The following is a 20,586-nucleotide window of genomic DNA, read 5'->3' on the forward strand; positions in this document are numbered from 1 at the left end:
CTTGCATACATTGTTATGGTGCATCTTTATCGTACTGCTTCTATATACAATTTTGCCTACGATTATCGTTCGTTTACTTTGTCTGTGGGTGTACAAAAAGAAAGTGAGCAAGGATGGCATAGCTTTAACCTTTGACGATGGTCCTGATCCGGAGTTTACGCCGCAATTGTTGGATCTACTCTCCAAATATCAGATCAAAGCCGCGTTCTTCGTACTTGGGTCCAAAGCGGAAAAGTATCCAGATATCATTCTACGTATTCATCGTGAAGGTCATCTGATCGGCATTCACAATTACGTCCATTGGACAAATGCCCTTATGACCCCCAAAAGGGTTCGAAAGCAATTAAATGATTCTGTAGAAGCGATTGAGAAAATTATTGGGGTAAAGCCGATTTATTATCGTCCTCCTTGGGGAATTATTAATGTCTTTGACCTATTTTTAGTGAAGCAATATCGTTTGGTTCTCTGGTCGTTAATGGTAAAAGATTGGAGAAGCAGGGGAGGCAAGAACCGGATAAGGTCAACTTTACTATCCAAACTACAAATGAATCATATTATCGTGCTTCATGATAGTGGGCAGACTTTTGGGGCGAATCGAGATGCACCTCACTATATGTTGAAAGCCCTTGAAGACTTCCTCGAAATATGCAAACAGCGAAACTTTCCTTTTCTACCCATAGATACCTATTTACAATTACTACAGTTTAAGAAGAGGCAGCCAAGTGGACTTGTGAAGAAATGTCTCGTTTTCATCTGGTTAAAATGGGAACGCATGTTCAATTGGTTATTCAACATTCGGCCAATTGATGTGGAAAATCAAATTTTCTATAGCCGCGTGTGCAAATATCACGGGAAAACGATCGATTTGGGAAGTGGGGAGGCGTTGACTTCCGGAGATCTGGTTGTTGAACTTCATTTTAATAATGAAAAGCTTCATCAATTGATTACGGAATCTAGCTCTATGTTCCAACTTGCTGTCAAAATGAAACATGATGTACAGAACTTTCTGCCCACACTGGCCCAACGTATTCACAGCATGCCCGAAAAAGTCAAAGCGATCTACGGAATCACTATGATACACAGAGGTTCCAGACAATTAGGTTTTACCGTGACAGAATTACCAAAAGGTTTGTTTAGCAAATTTACACAGATTTATTTAAAGACGTTATTGTATGTTCTGCATCCTAACGGAAGAGAACGATTAAAACTGAAAAGTGAACTATTGTCTCCAAGAATAGCAACTATTTCTACTGAGGAACTCTACAAAAAATACGCGGCTACTGTGGAACCTATGCCGATCTCAGAGCATGCGATTTCGCTCAGTCAGGAAGTTTTATATGAAGCAAACAGGACCTAATACGAAGCTTTTTAGCGTTATAAGTATACTTGTCATTGCAGGTATCTCAGGTTATTATCTGTATCTTGTTCATACAGGAGATGCAGATGGGCTCATTCATCGTATTCGTGATCTTGGGTGGATAGGCATTATGATTGGCATCCTTGTACAATCTATTGTAAATATTCTCCCGGTACCTGGAGAGTTCATCTCTATAGCGCTCATGGAGATATACGGTGCCGTTTGGGGCGGGGTTTATTCGTGGATAGGCGGTGTACTGGGCGCGGTGGGTGCGTTGTATGTAACCAAATGGATTGCAAAACCTTTCTTCGGTAAATTAGCGCAGCCATTTCTACAAAAAGTAGAAGAGTTCACCGAAAGGCATGAAACGTTTGGTCTTTTACTCATTCGATTCGTCCCTTTGGTCCCGTATCATTTTGTGAATTATGCATTGGGCTTTTTGAAAATAAACATTTGGTCGTTTATCTGGACCACTGGTTTGGGCATACTTCCCTTTACGGTTGCAATGAGTGGTCTCTATGCGGGGGTCCGTAATGGTTCACTCTTATGGGGAGCTATTGGGATCGTCATATTTATAGGATTGCTGGGAGTAAGCTTGCTGATAAAAGGAAGGCGGAGACGAGTCTCTGACCGGGTGTGAATTGGGTTTAAATAAGCAATGAAAAGCACTTCGCTTTGAGGATACTTTGGAAAAACTCCGGTTTAAAATCCAAAGTTATTCTTTAGGGAGGTGCTTTTTTTGTTTTGCTGTATTTGTTCTAGAGTTTGTTGTTTTGAGGATTTCGGCGATGACAAATTGTATGTAAATGCGATTGTACTATTGAATAATTCTAGTAAAGGCATCACGCAGATGATTTTTTAAATTATAAGTACTGGAAATATGTACCTATAGATGTGAATGGGAGAACATTCAAGAAAAAGTCAAAGAGGGCGCTGACATATTTGACTTTGAACCGCAATTTGATGTCTGGCGATGCTCATTCTGTGAAAATATTTATTATTTCAAAGGGAAAGAGCTTATTAAGACATATATCCTAAAGAAAGAATAGCCCCAAGAACGCCACCCGTTCTTGAGCCGTTCTCCTCTCTAATTACCGCATCAAGAACGGATAGCGTTCTTGCATTTTCATTCTCCATTAACCTTTATCCCAACTCAGCATTGACAATATAGTTCAAGAAAGTTATTATATTCTTTGTTGATTTATGTAACTGAAAAGAGGTGTTTTGAAAATGGCAGTTCCTCAACGGAGAACGTCCAAAACACGTCGCGATAAGCGCCGTACTCACTTTAAACTGGAAGTACCAGGAATGGTGAAGTGTGAACAATGTGCAGAATTGAAGAAAGCACATCATGTTTGCAAAAACTGCGGTTCATATAAAGGTAGAGAGATCGTTAAAGCTCAATAATAATATGAATTGCACCGGAAATGACACTTCTAAACAATTAGGGTGTCATTTTTGTATTTATTCATTGTCGTTTAATCTTCCGAAATGGAGGGACTTATGCCTTCGCGATACTCATCATTTCTAATTAAACTGCTGATTACGACCTCATTGATTAGCGCGGTGCCTTTGCTGTGCCTGGGTGTATACGCTTTCTTTCAATCGACTTCCACGGTTCAGGCCAAGGTGAACGAAGCCAATGTGTTCATTCTGCAGCAATCGCAAAGCCGGGTTGAGCAGATTCTGAAGGTAATCGATCAGGTTTCCGGACGGTTCGCGGAGACGCCGTTTGTCATCAATTCCGTGGCGAAACGCATGGAGATTGAAGATTTTCAAGATATCGATCTGCTGGTCAAAGGGCTTCTGGGCGTTCAAACCTATGAATTAGGCGTGAAATCAGCTGAGCTGCACAGTCTTCAGAATGGCTGGTATATCAAAGACGGCGGCTTTTACTTTGGCACGGACACTGCGAAAGCATCGAATGCACTTGCCTATGTCTATACATCGCGGTGGCTGCCTGACCAGGATGCCTCTTTTGCAGGAATCAAACTCGTGAAAACGATTCCACCACTGGCCGCTGAGCCCAAAGGATATTTATTCGTACGCATGTCGAACACGGAGCTCTCCAAGCTGTTGACGGGAGGTTTCTCAACCAGAGAAACGATGGTCTTGGATGACAAAATGAAGATTATCATTCACAGCGATCCTGCGAGAATTGGTCAAAGTGTTCTTGCCGAGCCTTGGGCTAAGGAGCTTCAGCAATCAGGACATACACAAGGATATGTGAATAGCACCTTATCGGGACAACCGTATAGCGTGATTTATAATCAGTCTCGCTACAATAATTGGACCTATGTGTCGGTGATCCCTCTAGAGGAAGCAAGGAAGGAATCCGCTGCTATCGGATGGGCGACGTTAACAGCATGTATTGTGCTGCTGCTTTTTGCCGCGCTGCTGTCTTACTGGGCTTCCAAGCGAATGTATTTCCCTGTACGCAGTCTCATGGAATTCACGATGCGCCATAGTAAGCCGCAAAGCGGCGGGTCTGCCGTGAAAGATGAGCTGCAATGGATTGGCACGCAGGTGGCCTCGCTCCATCAATCGAAGGAGCAGCTGGAAGGGCAGATGAAGATTCAGGCTGGCCAACTGGTGGACTACTTCATGCTGAAGCTGTTCCAAGGCGAGTTGTACCGCGGCGAGATGGAGGAGAAGGCGGAGCGGTTCCAGCTGCCTGTTTGGAAGAACTATGCGGTGCTGGTCCTGCAGATCGATACGCTGGATCAAACGCGTTACCGTTCCAGTGAGCAGGATCTGCTGCTTTTTGCGATTAATAATATGGCCGCAGAGCTGATTGGGATGCCGCAGCGTATCCATGCGATGCCTATTGGCAATTATCAGGTGATTCTGGTCGGCAGTGATACGGACAACCATATGGAGCTGCTCAGTGAATGGAGTGCCTTGGCCATGTCGGTGCAAAGTGCCGTAGACGAATATTTGGGACTGAAGGTAAGTATCGGAATCAGCAGACCTTATGACCAATTGTTTGCAACTTCAGGGGCATTTCTGGAAGCCAAAGAAGCGCTGCAATACCGAATTCGTCTTGGCGAGAAAGCGATCCTGCATCTCGATGACTTGAAGCCCAAACAAGCCTCAAGTCACTATTACCCACACCATCTGGTGTCGGAGCTAACGCAAGCTATTGCTTTACTTGATAAGGACAAGGCCGAGGAACTGCTGCATCAGTTTATACAGGACGTTCTACGCGTAGAGACGGATTCAAATGTTTATCGAATGTCTTTTGCCATGCTGTTGACGGATCTCATCCGCGTCTTGTACGACATGGGGGATACGGGGGAACTCTCGTTTCCGGATCAACGGAATGCGTATGAGCACATGTTCCGACTGAAGACACCGCAGGAAATCGAAGTGTGGTTTAAATCGCAGATGATTCATCCGATGATGGAGCTGACCCGCAAGCGTCACGAATCGTCCGGCAAAAGCATTTCTCGCTCGGTGATGGATCTCATTCATGCCCATTATGATAGTGAACTGACGCTGGAGCAGTGTGCACTGCGTTTGAACTACAGCACTCACTATATCCGCCGGATGTTCCGGAAGGAAGCGGGGATGAGCTTTAGTGAATACTTGGCGGGATACCGCCATGATATGGCCAAAAGCTGGCTGAGCAGCACGGAGATGAAGATCACAGACATTGCAGAACGTTTGCAGTACACGAATGCGCAAAATTTCATCCGCCAGTTCCGCAAACTGGAAGGGATGACGCCGGGCCAGTACCGGGAGCAGCGCAGGGATGCCATTGGTTGACGATTTTGCTTGCAAGCAGCGCCGATTCTAGCTATTTTCAGATAGATAACAATCTAGAGAGGTTGTTCCCAATCCGGGGACAGCCTCTTTTTTGCGTTCAAAATGATTACCCTTAGGGCCGCTAATGATTATAAATGCTTGCTTAAACGGCCAATAAACGGCTCATTCGCAGATGGAGCGCTGCTGATTATTGCAGGCAATTTCCAGTCTCGATACGCTAACCATGTCAAAACAAACGAGGAGGACGAGTCAACGTGGAACTGACTTCCAGACCGGTAAAAGCGAATACGGCTGCGAGAAGCAAAGCCCGCACGAGAATCAACCGTTTGCTGAAAAACAAATGGCTGTATGCGATGGCGCTTCCTGGCATGCTCTACTTTATTATTTTTCGTTATTTCCCCATGTGGGGGTTGTTGATTTCCTTTCAGGACTATCAGCCGGCACTTGGGATGCTGCACAGCAAATGGGTAGGTTTCAAACATTTTGAGAGGTTCTTTTTTGACGCTTCATTCGCGATGCTGTTCAAAAACACGATTATTCTCGCCGTGTACAATCTGGTCTTTTTCTTCCCGCTGCCAATCATTCTAGCCTTGTTATTAAATGAAGTGCGCAGGGAAGTTTTCAAACGCAGCATTCAAACAATTGTCTACATTCCCCACTTCGTCTCCTGGGTAGTTGTGGTTGGGATCTCCTACATCTTTTTCACGACAGAAGGAGGCATCGTCAACGACCTGCTCGTTTCATTGGGCCTGCCGAAAATGGAATTCCTTATCTCAAGTGAGTGGTTTCGAACGATGATCGTTTCGCAAGTGGTATGGAAGGAAACAGGCTGGGGAACGATTATTTTCCTGGCAGCGCTGGCTGGGGTAGACCCGCAGCTGTATGAAGCGGCAAGAATCGATGGGGCGAACCGTTTCCGCCAGTTGTGGCATATTACGCTCCCTGCGATCCGCAGTGTCATTGTCATTTTATTTATTCTTCGGCTGGGGTCGTTCCTCGATACCGGCTTTGAACAGATCTTCTTAATGCTGAACGCTATGAATCGCGAGGTAGGCGAAGTTTTTGACACCTACGTTTACAATGTCGGGATTCAGCAAGGCCAGTTCAGCTACAGTACAGCAGTCGGATTGTTTAAGTCGATCATTGGGCTGGTGCTGGTGGTTGGGGCCAATCGGTTGGCCAAAAAATTCGGCGAAAGCGGCCTGTATTAAGAAGGGAGTTGTGTTTAATGATCAATAAAAGCATAGGCAGCCGCATCTTTGACGGCTTTAATTACACGTTTCTGGCGTTATTTGCTCTCGTCACGCTGTTGCCGTTTATCTACATTATCTCGGTATCATTTGCAGAGCCGGAAGAGGTGCTCAGACGGGGATTCATTTTGTTCCCTACTTCCTTCTCGTTGGAAGGTTACCGCTACATTTTCTCGACGCAAACGATTGTGAACAGCCTATTCGTGACGATCGGTATTACAGTGGTCGGTACATTTATCAATCTTTTATTCACATCGCTGCTCGCCTATCCGCTTTCGAGGCAGGATTTTGAAGGAAGAAAGCTGTTTATGATGCTGATCGTCTTCACCATGCTGTTTCACGGCGGGATTCTGCCAACGTTCCTTGTCGTTAAGGCGCTTGGCATGCTGAACAGCTATTGGTCTCTGCTGATTCCCAATGCGATCAGTGCGTTTAACCTCATCGTCGTTGTGAGCTTTTTCCGTCAGCTGCCCGAGGGACTTGAGGAAGCGGCCAAAATTGACGGCTGCAGCGATGTGGGCCTGCTTTTCCGAATTGTGCTGCCGTTATCTGCGCCGGTGCTTGCTACGTTTGCCTTGTTCTATGCGGTAGGCCATTGGAACACCTTTTTCAACGCGATCATGTACATTAACGATTCGAAAATGTGGCCGATCCAAGTCTGGCTGAGGCAAATCGTCATCTTATCCCAAGGCGGAATCGGTGATTCGACGCAGTTTGATCAGAATTATATTGCGCCTCCATCGCAAATCATTAAGATGGCCGTCATCGTCATTTCAACGGTACCGATTCTGCTCGTCTATCCGTTCCTTCAGAAGCATTTTGCCAAAGGAGTCATGATCGGTTCTGTAAAAGGTTGAACAGGCTCCCGAAAACTATTGTGATTGGGAAGCATTCATATAAAATAAGACTATGGGGAGGCATTGCCACAATGAGAAAATACGCGGGAATGAGAAAAAGCGGTTTGGCTGCAATGGGAATGATGGTTGGCGCTGCTGCGCTGCTGGCCGGTTGTGGAAACGAAGCGAGTCCAGCTGCAGGAGGGAATGCGGGTACTAGCAGTGCTCCCGTAAGCAAAGAGCCCTTGAAGTTAAGTGTCATGACACTCATGTATGCGGAGCCGCCCAAAGCGGACAGTGAAGTGCAAAAGCAGATTGAAGCTTATACGAACACGAAATTGGACATCTCCTGGGTCCCCAACTCTTCCTACAAAGAAAAGGTGAATGTCACGATTGCTTCCGGCGAGCTTCCTAAGGCGCTGCTTGTGCAGAACAATAAGGATTCGAACATTTTGAGCGCGGTGCGTGCCGGCGTGTTCTGGGAAGTGGGTCCTTACCTCAAGGACTATCCGAATCTGTCTAAAATGAACCCGGCCGTTTTTGACAATATCAAAGTGGATGGCAAAATTTACGGCTTATTTCGTGCTCGCGATTTGTCCACCTATGGGGTTATTTTCCGCAGTGACTGGTTGAAAAACGTAGGCTTAAGCGCACCGAAAACGCTTGATGATTTATATAACGTTTTTAAAGCGTTTACACTGAATGATCCGGACAAAAACGGCAAAGCGGACACGGTTGGTTTAACGGAAGAGAAAACGATGGACGGTTTTGGCGTCATAGCCTCCATTATGGGAGCTCCGAATTCCTGGGAAGTGAAGGATGGCAAATTAAGCCCTGATTTTCTAGCGCCAGAGTATTTCGAAGCGATGAAATTTTATAAAAAGCTTTACGACGAGAAGCTCATTAAGCAGGACTTCCCTGTTCTGAACAATCAACAGAAGAAAGACGATATCAACCAGGGCAAAGCTGGAGCGGTAATCTCGAATATGATTGACGGAGCGGGTTATCAGGCATCGCTATCCAAAACGTTCCCTGGCTCGGATGTGGACGTCGTCTCCCGGATCACAGGGCCCAAAGGCGAGAGATTGCCGGGCGGCGTAGGCTATAACAGTGTGTTCATGTTCCCGAAATCAAGTGTGAAAACCGAGGCGGAATTGAAACAAATTCTTGGCTTCTTTGATAAAATTTCCGATCAGAAGATGCTGGATTTGCTGGGCTGGGGCATCGAGGGCAAACACTATAAGATCGAAGACGGCAAACCGGTATTTATTGATCAAAAGCTGCAGGACACCGAAGTGGGCTCCAGTTATTTGCAACTTCAAATCGCCAAGTATACGGCAAAAACGACGGGGAAAGAAACACCGCTCATGGAGAAATACGGCAAAATGATTAAAGAGAACGAGGCTATCGCGGTCAATAACCCGACGAATCCGCTCGTTTCCGAGACACAAACGACCAAAGGCAGCGAGCTGAAGCCGATCATTGACGACGCCCGTACGAAGTATATCCTGGGCAAAATCGATGAGGCAGGCTGGAAGCAAGCGATCGAACAGTGGAGAAAAGCAGGCGGCGATAAAGTCATTGAAGAGTTCAGCGCGCAATACGCGAAGAGCGGCAAGTAAGGCTGTATTATAGCAGAGGCGTCCATGAAGGTAGAAAAACTCTACTTTCACGGACGCCTCGTAGCGTATGGTACTTCAATTCCATCCTTTAGCAACCATCGGTTTCTTCTTCGTTTTCTTGAACAATCTATAAAATAAGCCGAGTTCCTTTTTCCGTTTGAGAGTGGCTTTGATACCTTCAAGCAGCAGCATTGATCTAAGTTCGTCGCGACGGTTTAACGTATGCAGTCTTTTGATAAATAGCTTGTCCATGCGAACATCCCTCCCATTCATCTACCTCCATTATAAACGGAATCTGCGAATTTGATTGTCGCTTTGTAGAGAGGGTTTGCACTTGTTTTGTCGAAAATGGAGCGGGTAGGCCTCGATTTCCTTCAAGTCCCTATAGGCAGATGAATCACTGTGCAGTATTATCTAACGTAGGGTGATATTATATGTTCATTTCTCCTATGCTTTTGCAAGACGCCAAAGATAATAGACCTTATAACAGTAAACATCATGTTGCAGAACTGAAGTTAGACGGTTTCAGGTGCATTCTTTCTAATTTGGACAAACTCTATGTATATACGAAAGACAATCAATTGGTAACGCATAAATTTCCTGAGTTGTTCCAGTGTCCGTTTCCCGAGGGAACGATCCTTGACGGTGAATTGGTGATTTTGGATGATCAAGGTAAACCGGACTTTGAAGCGATGTTAGCCAGATTTTTAAACCCGACAGACTTATCGCCTGTTGTATTTTTTGCATTTGATATTTTAAAATACAAGGGAATTGATGTCACTGAATTACCTTTGCTTAAACGCAAGGAGCTGTTGGAGCAAGCTTTCATCGAGACTGACAGGTACAAAAGGGTGAAGGTTTACGAGGGTAAAGCGGTGGATTATTTTGAGAAAATCCGGCAGGATGGGCTTGAAGGCATCATTTTGAAGTCGAAAAAAGAAAATTTCAAGTACGAGAGCAACAAACGCTCCAGGCAATGGCAAAAAGTGATTAACTGGACTTATGCAGATGTTTATATTTCTGGTTACAGGAAAAATAATTTTGCTTTGCTGGCGTCCATTGATTCAGCGAATGGATTGAAGATTCCGGTTGGGGTGATTGAGACCGGGGTAACGCCTCAACATCAGAAGGCGCTCGATGGTGTGAAGCACCGCTTAGTCTACAAAGAGGACAATCATTTTGCTTATATGGAACCGCGGCTCATGGCCAAAATCAAGACAAAAAACTGGACGAGAAACGGAAGGCTTCGTTCGCCGGTTTTCATGGAATTTGTGATGTAAAAAAAGACTGGATCACCAAGGAGGAAGTGGTGGTGCAGTCTTTTTTTTGTACATTACATGCGTCTAAAATTACCTGTGCTGCTGCCGCTTAGCTGTTGCTCAGCAATTTGAATCAATCTTCTCGTAATGTGTCCGCCGATTGCGCCGGTATCACGAGTAGCCATGTAGCCATAATACCCGTCCTGAGGAATCTGAATACCTAATTCCTGAGCGACCTCGTATTTCATTTGCTCAAGAGCTGATTTTGCTTGTTGCACAAGTAATGTATTGCTTCTACTGCTAGCCATCTGGATTCACTCCTTTATTTGGTGTATGAGTATTTTGTGGAAGTTATGGTTTTTTATTCATGGAGTTGGAAATTTTTTTTGCAGCATGATGATTGCGCTTTCATAAAGCGTTGGAAAATTTTGCGGCATGTTTTCGGAAAAACCCCGTGTTACAATCGGAAAGATCGATTATGGTCAAAAAACTTAGAAGGCCGAAGCTTCTTAGAAAGCACGGGGGACCCAATCTTTGGGGTGAAGCCGCTATTGATGCGGCCGGGTGATTACTCTTTGACCCGAATCCGACAGCTAACCTCGCAGGCCGCAAAAAGGAGAGATTTCTATGTTGAAACGTTATAAACAGCTAGTCGTAACCGGTGCTATTGGACTGAGCGTCCTTATGAGTTCCAGCGCAGCCATGGCGGCATCCGCCACGTATACGGTGTCAGACAACGATACCATGTGGTTGATCTCCCAGAAGTATGGCGTAAGTCTCACTTCGCTGATTCAGGCTAACCCTCAGGTTGCCAACCCGGACGTGATCTGGTCTGGGATGACGTTGAACCTTCCTGGCAGCACAGGGACTAGCGGCGGCTCTCAAACACAAGCCCCGTCAGCGCCTGCTCCATCTACACCAGCTGTCCCAACAACACCATCAACGCCAGCTACATCTGCGCAATCCGCTTTTGCCAGCCAAGTCGTTACATTAGTTAACCAGGAACGGGTAAAAGCTGGGCTACAAGCGCTAACCAGCGATAGCGCCCTTACAGCTATGGCGTTGGATAAAGCCAAAGATATGTACAACAACGACTATTTTGATCATACGTCGCCGACTTATGGGTCACCTTTTGATATGATGAGCACTTATGGTATTCCTTATTCCTATGCAGGTGAGAACATTGCCAAAGGACAACCTACACCAGAGACCGTCATGGAGGCTTGGATGAACAGTACGGGACACCGTGAAAATATTTTGAACCCTAATTACACGAAAATCGGCGTGGCCTATTATAACGGAGAATGGGTGCAGGAATTCATCAGCAACTAATGCTCTATAGCGAAAACAAAAAACAGCCCTTGTGATTTCCCAGTCGGGATTTCGCAAGGGTTTTATTTATATTTCAACTTGGCAACTCCCCACATCAAGAGCGGCAGAATGATCCCATGGATGGGTAATAAATAAGGAATCGCGATTTTTTGTGGAAATACCACGGAACTATCGATAAAGTCCCGAGGAATCAAGGTAAGCAGCGCGATAACCGGTGCTACGACCCAAATCATGCGTCGCCATTTTTTAAGACCGAAACTTTGAGCTGTTCCATATGTGCAAACGAAAAAGTAGAGAGATACTTTAGTGAATACACTAATAATCCAGATAGCGATAACAAAGGAATCGAGGTTTTGAAAAAAGTCGAAATAGGAAATATAACGAATCAAATTAAAATAAGGATAGGTTTGGCCCGAAGAGGCGATGTGTCCAAATACCGAAAGGATTAAGAAAGTCGAAATGCTTGTTAACAGACCTGCCGCAGCCACCCCGAGTATGGCTGGTTTCACCCCATCTTGAGGCTTTGCAAGAAAGCCCATGATGACGAGCAGAAGGATGCAATCCCCAAGAAATGTTGAGGTCGGCAGAGATCCTTTTAAGATTGTCATCGCACCGGTATCCACATAGAAGGGAAGGATATTGTTAATATGGACATTTTTAAGGCTCAGCAAGAGAGGAATAGCAATCCCAAGTAGGGTTAAAGGTCCTAAGATTTCGCAGCATCGCGCGATAACCTCTATGCCTGAGAAAGTTACATAGATTGCAACGAGGAGCATGCCTAGCATCGGGACAAGGATTGGAGTTTTGGGCAAAATAGTCGCAACGATGAACTCTGCGTACTGCCTTATAATGATAGCAAGCACGCTGTACCAGTAGATGAAATACACCACTGTAACCGTATAGCCGATGTATCGACCAAATAATCTCTTGGAAAATTCTACGATGGTTTGCCCTGGATGATATAGACTCAACCGTGAGCAAACATAAGCGACCCCTACACCTATTCCGGTTGCGCAAACGGTTGAAAGCCAGGCATCTTGCTTCGCCGTTTGAATAGATGGATTTATTGTCAGTAAAATGGTCATTCCCAGCTGCATGGTCAATATCATCCAGAATAATTGTTTCCCGCCAATCTGCATGTCCGTAAGTGCTCCTTTAATGATCTAAGAGTTTACCAAGAGGGTAGAAAATGTAATTTACCAACTGCGTCGGACCTGGCATTCCCGGATTCATAACTAAAGCGATCGCTAGAATCCAGCATAAGGCTAAAATAGAGAGATAAGCCGCTTTTTCTTTGGTCGGCCTGTTTTTCAAGCGAAACCATTGAAAGAGAGTGATGATCAAGCACGCGGCCATGCATAGGGGAATGTCTTTGGATGTCATTGGCGATACTCCTCTTCCTTATCTTTTTCCTCCTGGGATCGAGAAGACTTGATGCTGGATAGCCCAGGACGCAGCATTCTGGCATCCGATTGTACAGTAACTTCGACGTTCGGGAAGATCTCATTCCAACGTTTCTGGTTTTGCCGCCACTCCTTAGGATACGCTCGGTGGAATTCCCCAGCGAAATCAAAAATGTCCGTTTTGAAACCTTGCTGAACCTTTCGTAAAGCAACTGCGACACGCTCTTCAATGTCATCATTCATAGCGGCTTCCACGCGTTTAACAGCTTGGTGATCGGAGGCGATATCCAGCGAAGTTGTATTTTGCAGGGCATCATCTTCCGTATGAATCCAGACGTTCATGCGCCATTTCCCGTTTTCGATGATTGGCTCCAGTTTCGTCTCGCTTTTCAACAATCGAAGGGAGACATGGCCGGAAACACCTTCCGGCGTCACAGTAACGACGGCTGTTTTAATCTCGTCCCTGAGCCAAAGCAGGCCGCGGGTGGTTGGATCGTCAATGGTGCCAACCATCTTATCGTCTTTGAATATGGCCGTATAATTGGTGAAACTCCCTGTGTCGTCGTGATTTCTCGGCGTGTTTGCCCCAAGGAGCTCAATATAAGGCAGGGCGGCGGCACCGGACTGATTCGTCAACATTTGTGCCAAATCCGCCAACGTTACACTAAGAATGATTTTGCTCTTGGCAATCTCCCTCATGATCTCGGAGGAGTTCCGCTCCAGCCGTGTATTCATCTCGAGAATTTCGCGTGCGCTTCCTTTGCAAACATACATAAAGGAACGTTCTCGCGGCTGAGGCGCTCTCATTAAGTAATCAACCTCGTCTCGAACCCCTTGTCGTGCGACAGACTCACCGAAAATAATAATTTCGGCATGGCCCCAGAAAATTTTGCGCGGCATCTTCTCTTGAATCTTAGACATCGCATCAGCAATATCTACGCCTACCGCGGATTTGACGAGGGAAGTTTGAACGCTGCCTCCTTTGTTGCTGCTTTCCAACCCGCCGCCACCGCCGCCGGGACTTCGTGGGATAAAAATCTGTAACGTTAATTCGATCGACCTATCGTCATATTTATCAATCGCTGCTCCGGTGACGAGTGCCAAATCATTCACTTCTGTCCGATCCCAGCAGCCCGTCAGCAGCGAGGTGAAGAGACTTGCCGTTAAGAGTAGCTTCAACATCGCTTTCATCCTTGTTGCCCCTTTCTGAAAGAAGCGGCAATAAGAAGCATGGAGGGAATACCTAGCTGTGTGATCAGTGCCAAAAAAGGGATATTCGTTCCAATAGCGTGCATGAGTTCCTGAAAATTAGGAGAAACCCAAAAGCTGAGCAGCACGATCAGAAAGCCAACCGGAATAATAAGAGGCCGATAATCAGATAGTCCCAAACATTGTGCCGTACCAAGCACAGTGGCATAGTAGACCAGCGATACCTTAATGAACATCCCGATGATCCAAATGGTCATCATTAGTGCTTCCACATGTTCCAGAAAGTCAGAGATGGAAATATAACGTACGGCAATGAGGAAAGCGTAATTGAATTTAACTGTAAGCGATCCGAACATTAATAAAATGGTCAGATTAATCGTGAGCAAGGTGATCATGACAATGCCGACGCTGAGGAAGCTCCACTGCAAGACATACTTTTTTTTATTCAAAAATGGATAAAGAAACGACAACATAAAAAACTGGCTAAACCAAGAAGAGGGGACAAGTGACCCCACTAGTAGGGGAAGCGGCCCGTCTCCCAGAATAGGAAACATCTCTTTGGGATGAAGATCAGGAATCATCAAGATCAGCATGATGAAAATGATGAGCACAGCCGAAGGAATAAGGATTTGCGAGACTCTGGCGAGAACCTCAATTCCCTCATATAAGACATACGCACATACAGCTACCATACAAAAAATGACGAGTGCTATCGGTGTTTCATGTAAAAAGTTACCGATGACAAATTCCCCGTATTCGCGCACAACGAGCCCATTCGTAAAGAGAAACGACACGAGAAAGAAACCGGAGAGTGCCTTCCCTGCGTACACGCCGAGAATCGATTCCGTATATTGGATGAAGGTTAATTCCGGATATTTGATATACAGGCGATACATAACAATCACGGACAAAAGCCCTACTATTGTCGCAACCAGTGGTGTCATCCACATATCAATGCCGGCGGTTTTCATCGTGATGGACGGGACAGATAAAGTGGCGGTAGCCAGGACAGTTGGATGCATAATGATAGCTAATTGAAGGGGGGAGATACGTCCCTTTTCAATCATGAATGTCATCCCCTTTTGGCGAGTCTGGTCGTTGTCCAGAGGGCTGCCGAATCGCATTCATCCTTCCGGTAAATTTAGGGCGGGTCCGCATGGACCAGATCGGTGCGCGAAAGATTACATCTTTCAACTCTTTTGCTTTAATCGGCGCAAGCGGTTGAAGGTAAGGAACGCCTAGTGACCTTAAGGAGCAGAGGTGGATCACGATAACAATAAATCCAAGCATGAGTCCAAGCAGCCCTAGAATTCCCGATAAGATCATGATGGGAAATCGAAGCATTCGCAAAGCGATGCCTGTAGAATACTGCGGCATCATGAAGGAGGCGATTCCCGTGATAGCCACCACCATGACCATTGGAGCCGACACTAAACCTGCGGAGGTTGCGGCTTGTCCAATGACGAGCGCGCCTACGATACTAACAGCGGCACCTACCTGCTTCGGGAGACGAACACCGGCTTCGCGGAGCGCTTCGAAAGAAATTTCCATAAGAAGAGCTTCAACGAGTGCGGGAAACGGAATATCTTCTCTGGACTTCGCAATGCTGAGCAGGAGGGATGTGGGAACCATCTCTTGATGAAACGTCAAAATTGCCACATACAAAGATGGAAGCAGCAGTGTTATGAAAAAAAACAAATAGCGCAGCCATCGAATTAAGGTTCCGATAATAAATCTTTGATAATAGTCCTCTGGCGATTGCAAAAGCGAGAACAGCGTGGCTGGCGCTATCAAAGAAAATGGCGTTCCGTCTACCAGAATCGCTGTACGGCCTTCCAGAAGCGCCGCGGAGACAACATCCGGACGTTCCGTTACTTGAATTTGTGGAAAAGGAGACAGCGGATGATCTTCAATTAAACCCTCGATATATCCGCTTTCCAGAATACCGTCGATTTCAATTTCGGCAATCCGTTGCTCAACTTCCTGAATGAGCCCCTCATTGGCGATGCCCTCCATGTAAATAACGACGACTTCCGTGCGTGTGTGTTTTCCTACTTTGTACGAAACCATTTTGAGGGAAGGACTTTTAATTTTTCTCCGAAGCATAGCTGTATTAACAGACATTGTTTCGGTAAATCCCTCGCGTGGTCCGCGAATAACGGATTCTGCCGACGGTTCCTCAATGTTTCTCTTTTCCCATTGAGCGAGACCTAGCGAGTATGCCAAAGGAATTCCATCGATGAAAAGTTCGACATTGCCTCCAGAAAGATGAGCAATAATGTCTGAGAATGTCGAAGTCTCCTTAACAGCCGAGATGGAAATAATGGATGACAGTTCCTTTTCCGTGTAATTCCATTCTTCTATAGTCTCGCTAAGTAAAGGACTTAGGACGTTTCGATCCAATGATTCAAGATTAACCATCCCTTCGATATAAACGATGAGGGCTCTGGTTGTTCCTCCAATAAGGAAATCGTGGAAATTGACATCTTTGCATTTTGTATATATAACCTGAAGAGTTCGAAGGTTATCATCGAGTGAGTAGGAAACAGCTTCCAATGAATTCGACAAACTTGCATCCATGAGAACGCTCCTTAGATGTGATAATTATCTGTTTGTCCAATTAAGCTGGTTGCTAAACCAATTCTTCGAGGAACGATCAAACAAAAAAATTAGCGAATTTTGGATAAAATAGTGTTGTAAAGTAAAAATATGTATGGAGTCTGAAAAATTAATCGAAACTTGTGAAACGTGATGGGCGTTCATCCGTATCAAAGTATTGAGCGTACTACAAAACAAGTTGTGAAGGAGGTGGCCTGATTGACTATCAGTTTGGTCAAAGGTCAAAAGATCGATTTAACAAAAGGAAATGCTGGTCTTACTAAGGTGGTTGTAGGTCTCGGTTGGGATCCTGCTGTGCTTGAGAAAAAAGGCTTTTTCGGAACGAAAAAAACAACGGTTGAGATCGATTGCGACGCTTCAGTTATTTTATTGGATGCGAATGGTAAACTGACAAAAGAGAAAAATGTCGTGTACTTCGCGAATTTACAAAGTCCCGATGGCTCAGTTGTTCACTCCGGAGATAACCGTACAGGTGAAGGCGATGGCGATGATGAGCAAATTTCGGTTAACTTGAGTCAAGTGCCTGCAGACGTTCATAAAATCATTTTCGTCGTAAATATCTACGATTGCGTTAATAGAAAGCAGGATTTCGGTCTGATTCAATCGGCTTATATTCGAATTCTGAATGATTCCAATAAACAAGAATTGGTTAAATTTAATTTAACGGATAACTATGCTGGGAAAACTTCTTTGATCGTCGGTGAAATATACCGTCATAGCGGCGAATGGAAATTCAATGCGATTGGTGAAGCCAGCACGGATACGACAATTGGTCAATTAGTTAAACGCTACACATAATCCACTATACAAAGCGAGGTCATTATCCATGGCGATTTCATTATCTAAAGGTCAAAAAGTTGATTTGACAAAATCAAACCCAGGTCTGACGAAAGTGGTTGTTGGCTTAGGTTGGGACACGAATAAATACGATGGCGGTAAAGATTTCGATCTAGATGCTTCGATTTTCTGTGTGAACGCAGCTGGCAAAGTGAATTCTGAAGCTGACTTCATTTTCTATAACAACCGCAAAAATGCGAATGGATCCATTGTTCATAACGGTGACAATCGTACAGGCGCTGGAGACGGGGATGATGAGCAAGTTAGCGTGGATTTGGCTAATATACCGGCTGAAACAGAAAAGATTGCATTCTGTATCACAATCCATGAAGCGGATGTAAGGAGCCAAAACTTCGGACAAGTATCCAATGCTTATGTGCGTATCCTTAACGAAGGATCTGGCGCGGAATTGATCCGTTACGATCTTGGCGAAGACTTCTCCATCGAAACTGGCGTAGTAATTGGTGAATTGTATCGTCACAATGGCGAATGGAAATTCAGCGCAATCGGAAGCGGCTACAAAGATGGTCTCGGTGGACTAGCTCGTGATTACGGCTTGCAAACTTCCTAATAAGTCAAAAATATTCTAAGGAGCTGTTGGATATGGCAATCAGCTTGTCCAAAGGTCAAAGAATTGACTTAACCAAAACAAACCCTGGTTTAACGAAGGCGATTATCGGTTTAGGCTGGGATACCAACAAATATTCCGGCGGTCATTCTTTCGATTTAGATGCCTCCGCCTTTCTGCTGCATGCAGACAATAAAGCCAAAGGCATCGAGGATTTCATTTTTTATAACAATTTAGTTGGTGGAGATGGTTCGGTTCAACATACGGGAGACAACCGGACTGGTGATGGAGACGGAGATGACGAGCAGATCAAGGTTGATTTTTCGAAAATCCCTGCGCATATCCACCGTATCGGTATTGCCGTAACTATCCATGATGCAGCAAGCCGCAATCAGAATTTCGGACAAGTGTCCAATGCGTTCGTTCGTCTTTTCGATGAAGTAACAAATCAAGAAATTTTACGCTATGATCTAGGGGAAGATTTTTCAATTGAAACTGCGGTTGTCATTTGTGAGTTATATCGTGACAGCCAAGGTCAGGAATGGAAATTCCAAGCGGTTGGAAGCGGCTTCCAAGGCGGTCTTCAAGCATTATGCAAAAATTATGGACTTGATGCGGAGTAAAGCTTAAACTAGTTGGGGTGGTGCAGTTTAGGCATCACCCCTTTGCTAGCCAATAGGCATACTTCATCCAGGCACTAGCAAGATATGCTGGAATATGAACTGGAAAATCACTTCTCCATCGAGACAGCTATAGTTGCAGGAGAATTATATAGATACGGTGCAGCGTGTAAAGTTAGCGCAATTGGATCTGACTCCTCGGATGGGTATGAGAGTGGGTTGCAGGCAGTAAATACTTGGGAAAATTACAGGAGGGTCAAGAAGCATGGCAGATTTTTTTCAAAGTTTCATCAATAACTTTCTTAGCTTTTTTAGCTGGGAAGTGTTATCGGAAACAGTGACGGATCCCGTAAACTGGGGGATTATCGGTACACTTGTTATCTTAGAGGGCTTGCTTTCGGCGGATAATGCGTTGGTACTCGCGGTTATGGTAAGACATTTACCTAAGGAACAGCAGAAAAAGGCGTTATTTTACGGACTTATTGGTGCTTACATCTTTAGATTTGTAGCTATCGGTGTGGGTACATTCTTAGTTCAAATTACATGGATTAAAGTACTTGGTGGTCTTTATCTCCTCTGGATCGCAATCAGTAATCTCTTCTTCAAGAAACATGAAGAGGATGAGAATGGCGAAGTAAAGAACAAAGGTCTTTCCTTCTGGCGTACAGTATTAGCGGTAGAAGTGATGGATATTGCATTTAGTGTGGACAGCGTACTTGCTGCTTTTGGTGTCAGTGAAAAGGTGTGGGTATTGTTCCTCGGAGGTATTTTGGGTGTACTCATGATGAGAGGCGTTGCCCAAGTCTTCTTGAAATTAATTGATAAAATTCCGGAATTGGAAAAAACAGCTTTCATTCTTATTATCGTAATCGGTCTTAAGATGATCGCCGGCGCTTTTGGAATCCATATCTCCCATGTTCTTTTCTTCTCCGTGATTATTGCTTTGTTTGGCGGTACGATTATTCTCAGCCTACTGCGTAATAAAAACAAAACAGAATCTCACAACTAAAAAGAGTGCATAATTGAAACTGTGCATCATATCTTTGAATAAGAGGATCTCAACTCATTCAAAGAAGGTGCACAGCATGATAATAGGCGGGTTTATACTCTGTGGAATCATTCTCGTGCTCATTGTCGTCGCAGCCTCTGAAAAAGCAGAATCTGTGTCCAAATTTATCGATAAATAGACACCTATGGAACCTGTAAAGGTTTCTTTTTTTTGATTCGATTTGGTAGAATATAAAGATAGAGTCGAAAAGATGGCAGTTAAGAAAAAGGAGCTGTAACATGCTGCAATTAAGCGATAGTCAGCTTGCAACAATGTGGACTCAAGGGGATTCCAAAGCGTTCAGCCGACTTCTTGAGCTGTATAAGGACAGAATTTACCGGTTAGCCTATCGGATGCTGCGTAACAAATCGGATTCGGAGGATGTCGTACAAGAGACGTTTCTACGGGCGTATCAGCACTCCCATCGCTTTGACGCAAGTAAAAATTTCTCTACTTGGATTTTTAGCATTGGCAAAAATGTGACCATTGATTTTTTGCGTAAAAAGAAGTCGGAGTTGTCCATGGATACCAATCCAAATCCATTTCAAGATGCGCTGCCTTTTTATGATAAGCTGACAAGCCTTGAGAAAACACCTGAACTTCAATTAATTGAGCAAGAAACAGCCGAACAGGTAGAGCTGATGATTCGCGAGCTGCCCGATAAATATAAAACGCTGATCGTGTATAAATACTTTCTAGATATGTCTCTGGAAGACATCAGCAAAGAAGTGAACTTACCGGTTACGACGATCAAAACAAGGCTATTTCGCGGCCGAAATTACATTAAACGTAAATGGGGCTCGCTATTCTTTATGCTGCAAAGCCTGACATCCGTTATCATTTTTTAAACATAATCAT

Annotated in this window: 22 protein-coding genes and 1 riboswitch; of the genes, 15 read left to right on the forward strand and 7 right to left on the reverse strand. The window is 44.8% G+C overall.

The genetic code is table 11. From position 1 onward, the window contains the following. Nucleotide 1: 1 nt before the first annotated feature. From ACKTT9_RS06265 to ACKTT9_RS06295, 7 genes are all read left to right on the forward strand, one after another. A complete protein-coding gene (locus tag ACKTT9_RS06265) occupies nt 2-1,357 on the forward strand; it encodes a polysaccharide deacetylase family protein (protein WP_407870897.1) in 1,356 nt (451 codons plus the stop codon). Further along, nucleotides 1,338-1,997, forward strand: coding sequence for a TVP38/TMEM64 family protein (locus ACKTT9_RS06270; RefSeq protein ID WP_407870898.1), 660 nt, complete (start codon nt 1,338-1,340; stop codon nt 1,995-1,997). The genes ACKTT9_RS06265 and ACKTT9_RS06270 overlap by 20 nt, the downstream gene beginning before the upstream one ends. A gap of 590 nt (nt 1,998-2,587) precedes the next feature. Next, the gene (gene rpmF, locus ACKTT9_RS06275) at nt 2,588-2,764 is read left to right on the forward strand and encodes a 50S ribosomal protein L32 (protein ID WP_028553571.1); all 177 of its coding nucleotides are present in this window, start codon (nt 2,588-2,590) and stop codon (nt 2,762-2,764) included. A 96-nt stretch (nt 2,765-2,860) separates the two neighbouring features. Next, nucleotides 2,861-5,125, forward strand: coding sequence for a helix-turn-helix domain-containing protein (locus tag ACKTT9_RS06280; protein WP_407870899.1), 2,265 nt, complete (start codon nt 2,861-2,863; stop codon nt 5,123-5,125). Nucleotides 5,126-5,478: 353 nt separating this feature from the next. Next, nucleotides 5,479-6,336, forward strand: coding sequence for an ABC transporter permease (locus tag ACKTT9_RS06285; RefSeq protein ID WP_407872980.1), 858 nt, complete (start codon nt 5,479-5,481; stop codon nt 6,334-6,336). A 17-nt stretch (nt 6,337-6,353) separates the two neighbouring features. After that, nucleotides 6,354-7,232, forward strand: a complete 879-nt coding sequence (locus ACKTT9_RS06290) for a carbohydrate ABC transporter permease (RefSeq protein WP_127453092.1) — start codon at nt 6,354-6,356, stop codon at nt 7,230-7,232. Nucleotides 7,233-7,303: 71 nt separating this feature from the next. Next, nucleotides 7,304-8,833, forward strand: a complete 1,530-nt coding sequence (locus ACKTT9_RS06295) for an extracellular solute-binding protein (protein WP_127453090.1) — start codon at nt 7,304-7,306, stop codon at nt 8,831-8,833. A gap of 75 nt (nt 8,834-8,908) precedes the next feature. Here the strand turns inward: ACKTT9_RS06295 and ACKTT9_RS06300 are convergent, their stop codons facing one another. After that, nucleotides 8,909-9,085: a hypothetical protein gene (locus ACKTT9_RS06300; protein WP_164819526.1), complete on the reverse strand. Its 177-nt coding sequence runs from the start codon at nt 9,083-9,085 to the stop codon at nt 8,909-8,911. 182 nt (nt 9,086-9,267) lie between these two features. On the opposite strand from ACKTT9_RS06300, the gene ACKTT9_RS06305 reads away from it, so the two are divergent. Further along, complete coding sequence (locus tag ACKTT9_RS06305) at nt 9,268-10,113, forward strand: DNA ligase (protein ID WP_407870900.1); 846 nt, start codon at nt 9,268-9,270, stop codon at nt 10,111-10,113. Nucleotides 10,114-10,166: 53 nt separating this feature from the next. On the opposite strand, the gene ACKTT9_RS06310 is transcribed toward ACKTT9_RS06305, so the two are convergent. Then, nucleotides 10,167-10,400, reverse strand: coding sequence for an alpha/beta-type small acid-soluble spore protein (locus ACKTT9_RS06310; protein WP_127453088.1), 234 nt, complete (start codon nt 10,398-10,400; stop codon nt 10,167-10,169). A gap of 179 nt (nt 10,401-10,579) precedes the next feature. Continuing rightward, a riboswitch (cyclic di-AMP (ydaO/yuaA leader) is annotated at nt 10,580-10,715 on the forward strand. 4 nt (nt 10,716-10,719) lie between these two features. On the opposite strand from ACKTT9_RS06310, the gene ACKTT9_RS06315 reads away from it, so the two are divergent. After that, a complete protein-coding gene (locus tag ACKTT9_RS06315; protein ID WP_407870901.1) occupies nt 10,720-11,424 on the forward strand; it encodes a CAP domain-containing protein in 705 nt (234 codons plus the stop codon). Between the two features lie 62 nt (nt 11,425-11,486). On the opposite strand, the gene ACKTT9_RS06320 is transcribed toward ACKTT9_RS06315, so the two are convergent. Genes ACKTT9_RS06320 through ACKTT9_RS06340 form a run of 5 tightly spaced genes read right to left on the reverse strand, consistent with a single transcriptional unit; the run spans nt 11,487 to nt 16,616 of the window. Then, nucleotides 11,487-12,563, reverse strand: coding sequence for an endospore germination permease (locus ACKTT9_RS06320; RefSeq protein WP_407870902.1), 1,077 nt, complete (start codon nt 12,561-12,563; stop codon nt 11,487-11,489). Between the two features lie 16 nt (nt 12,564-12,579). Then, nucleotides 12,580-12,807, reverse strand: coding sequence for a hypothetical protein (locus ACKTT9_RS06325; protein WP_407870903.1), 228 nt, complete (start codon nt 12,805-12,807; stop codon nt 12,580-12,582). Then, nucleotides 12,804-14,009, reverse strand: coding sequence for a Ger(x)C family spore germination protein (locus ACKTT9_RS06330; protein WP_407870904.1), 1,206 nt, complete (start codon nt 14,007-14,009; stop codon nt 12,804-12,806). The genes ACKTT9_RS06325 and ACKTT9_RS06330 overlap by 4 nt, the downstream gene beginning before the upstream one ends. Before the next feature lie 5 nt (nt 14,010-14,014). Further along, entirely contained in the window at nt 14,015-15,103 is a 1,089-nt protein-coding gene (locus ACKTT9_RS06335) for an endospore germination permease (protein WP_407870905.1), read from the reverse strand. Next, complete coding sequence (locus ACKTT9_RS06340; protein WP_407870906.1) at nt 15,096-16,616, reverse strand: spore germination protein; 1,521 nt, start codon at nt 16,614-16,616, stop codon at nt 15,096-15,098. The genes ACKTT9_RS06335 and ACKTT9_RS06340 overlap by 8 nt, the downstream gene beginning before the upstream one ends. Before the next feature lie 237 nt (nt 16,617-16,853). On the opposite strand from ACKTT9_RS06340, the gene ACKTT9_RS06345 reads away from it, so the two are divergent. From ACKTT9_RS06345 to ACKTT9_RS06370, 6 genes are all read left to right on the forward strand, one after another. After that, a complete protein-coding gene (locus ACKTT9_RS06345) occupies nt 16,854-17,453 on the forward strand; it encodes a TerD family protein (RefSeq protein ID WP_407870907.1) in 600 nt (199 codons plus the stop codon). A 28-nt stretch (nt 17,454-17,481) separates the two neighbouring features. Beyond that, nucleotides 17,482-18,063: a TerD family protein gene (locus ACKTT9_RS06350; protein ID WP_407870908.1), complete on the forward strand. Its 582-nt coding sequence runs from the start codon at nt 17,482-17,484 to the stop codon at nt 18,061-18,063. 32 nt (nt 18,064-18,095) lie between these two features. After that, nucleotides 18,096-18,683 (forward strand): TerD family protein, encoded by a 588-nt coding sequence (locus tag ACKTT9_RS06355; RefSeq protein WP_407870909.1) that lies wholly within the window; start codon nt 18,096-18,098, stop codon nt 18,681-18,683. Between the two features lie 84 nt (nt 18,684-18,767). Continuing rightward, entirely contained in the window at nt 18,768-18,977 is a 210-nt protein-coding gene (locus ACKTT9_RS06360) for a TerD family protein (protein ID WP_407870910.1), read from the forward strand. Further along, nucleotides 18,946-19,689: a TerC family protein gene (locus tag ACKTT9_RS06365; protein ID WP_315953176.1), complete on the forward strand. Its 744-nt coding sequence runs from the start codon at nt 18,946-18,948 to the stop codon at nt 19,687-19,689. Before ACKTT9_RS06360 ends, ACKTT9_RS06365 begins: the two co-directional genes overlap by 32 nt. A gap of 278 nt (nt 19,690-19,967) precedes the next feature. After that, nucleotides 19,968-20,576, forward strand: a complete 609-nt coding sequence (locus tag ACKTT9_RS06370; protein ID WP_407870911.1) for a sigma-70 family RNA polymerase sigma factor — start codon at nt 19,968-19,970, stop codon at nt 20,574-20,576. Nucleotides 20,577-20,586 lie beyond the last annotated feature (10 nt).

The organism is Paenibacillus sp. P36, assembly GCF_045866505.1.
Lineage (GTDB): Bacteria > Bacillota > Bacilli > Paenibacillales > NBRC-103111 > Paenibacillus_E > Paenibacillus_E chondroitinus.

Coding starts and splice junctions, on each gene's coding strand:
- ACKTT9_RS06270 (WP_407870898.1), top strand. CDS start 1,338: ATGAAGCAAACAGGACCTAATACGAAGCTTTTTAGCGTTATAAGTATA.
- rpmF (WP_028553571.1), top strand. CDS start 2,588: ATGGCAGTTCCTCAACGGAGAACGTCCAAAACACGTCGCGATAAGCGC.
- ACKTT9_RS06280 (WP_407870899.1), top strand. CDS start 2,861: ATGCCTTCGCGATACTCATCATTTCTAATTAAACTGCTGATTACGACC.
- ACKTT9_RS06285 (WP_407872980.1), top strand. CDS start 5,479: ATGGCGCTTCCTGGCATGCTCTACTTTATTATTTTTCGTTATTTCCCC.
- ACKTT9_RS06290 (WP_127453092.1), top strand. CDS start 6,354: ATGATCAATAAAAGCATAGGCAGCCGCATCTTTGACGGCTTTAATTAC.
- ACKTT9_RS06295 (WP_127453090.1), top strand. CDS start 7,304: ATGAGAAAATACGCGGGAATGAGAAAAAGCGGTTTGGCTGCAATGGGA.
- ACKTT9_RS06300 (WP_164819526.1), bottom strand. CDS start 9,085: ATGGACAAGCTATTTATCAAAAGACTGCATACGTTAAACCGTCGCGAC.
- ACKTT9_RS06305 (WP_407870900.1), top strand. CDS start 9,268: ATGTTCATTTCTCCTATGCTTTTGCAAGACGCCAAAGATAATAGACCT.
- ACKTT9_RS06310 (WP_127453088.1), bottom strand. CDS start 10,400: ATGGCTAGCAGTAGAAGCAATACATTACTTGTGCAACAAGCAAAATCA.
- ACKTT9_RS06315 (WP_407870901.1), top strand. CDS start 10,720: ATGTTGAAACGTTATAAACAGCTAGTCGTAACCGGTGCTATTGGACTG.
- ACKTT9_RS06320 (WP_407870902.1), bottom strand. CDS start 12,563: ATGCAGATTGGCGGGAAACAATTATTCTGGATGATATTGACCATGCAG.
- ACKTT9_RS06325 (WP_407870903.1), bottom strand. CDS start 12,807: ATGACATCCAAAGACATTCCCCTATGCATGGCCGCGTGCTTGATCATC.
- ACKTT9_RS06330 (WP_407870904.1), bottom strand. CDS start 14,009: ATGTTGAAGCTACTCTTAACGGCAAGTCTCTTCACCTCGCTGCTGACG.
- ACKTT9_RS06335 (WP_407870905.1), bottom strand. CDS start 15,103: ATGATTGAAAAGGGACGTATCTCCCCCCTTCAATTAGCTATCATTATG.
- ACKTT9_RS06340 (WP_407870906.1), bottom strand. CDS start 16,616: ATGGATGCAAGTTTGTCGAATTCATTGGAAGCTGTTTCCTACTCACTC.
- ACKTT9_RS06350 (WP_407870908.1), top strand. CDS start 17,482: ATGGCGATTTCATTATCTAAAGGTCAAAAAGTTGATTTGACAAAATCA.
- ACKTT9_RS06355 (WP_407870909.1), top strand. CDS start 18,096: ATGGCAATCAGCTTGTCCAAAGGTCAAAGAATTGACTTAACCAAAACA.
- ACKTT9_RS06360 (WP_407870910.1), top strand. CDS start 18,768: ATGCTGGAATATGAACTGGAAAATCACTTCTCCATCGAGACAGCTATA.
- ACKTT9_RS06365 (WP_315953176.1), top strand. CDS start 18,946: ATGGCAGATTTTTTTCAAAGTTTCATCAATAACTTTCTTAGCTTTTTT.
- ACKTT9_RS06370 (WP_407870911.1), top strand. CDS start 19,968: ATGCTGCAATTAAGCGATAGTCAGCTTGCAACAATGTGGACTCAAGGG.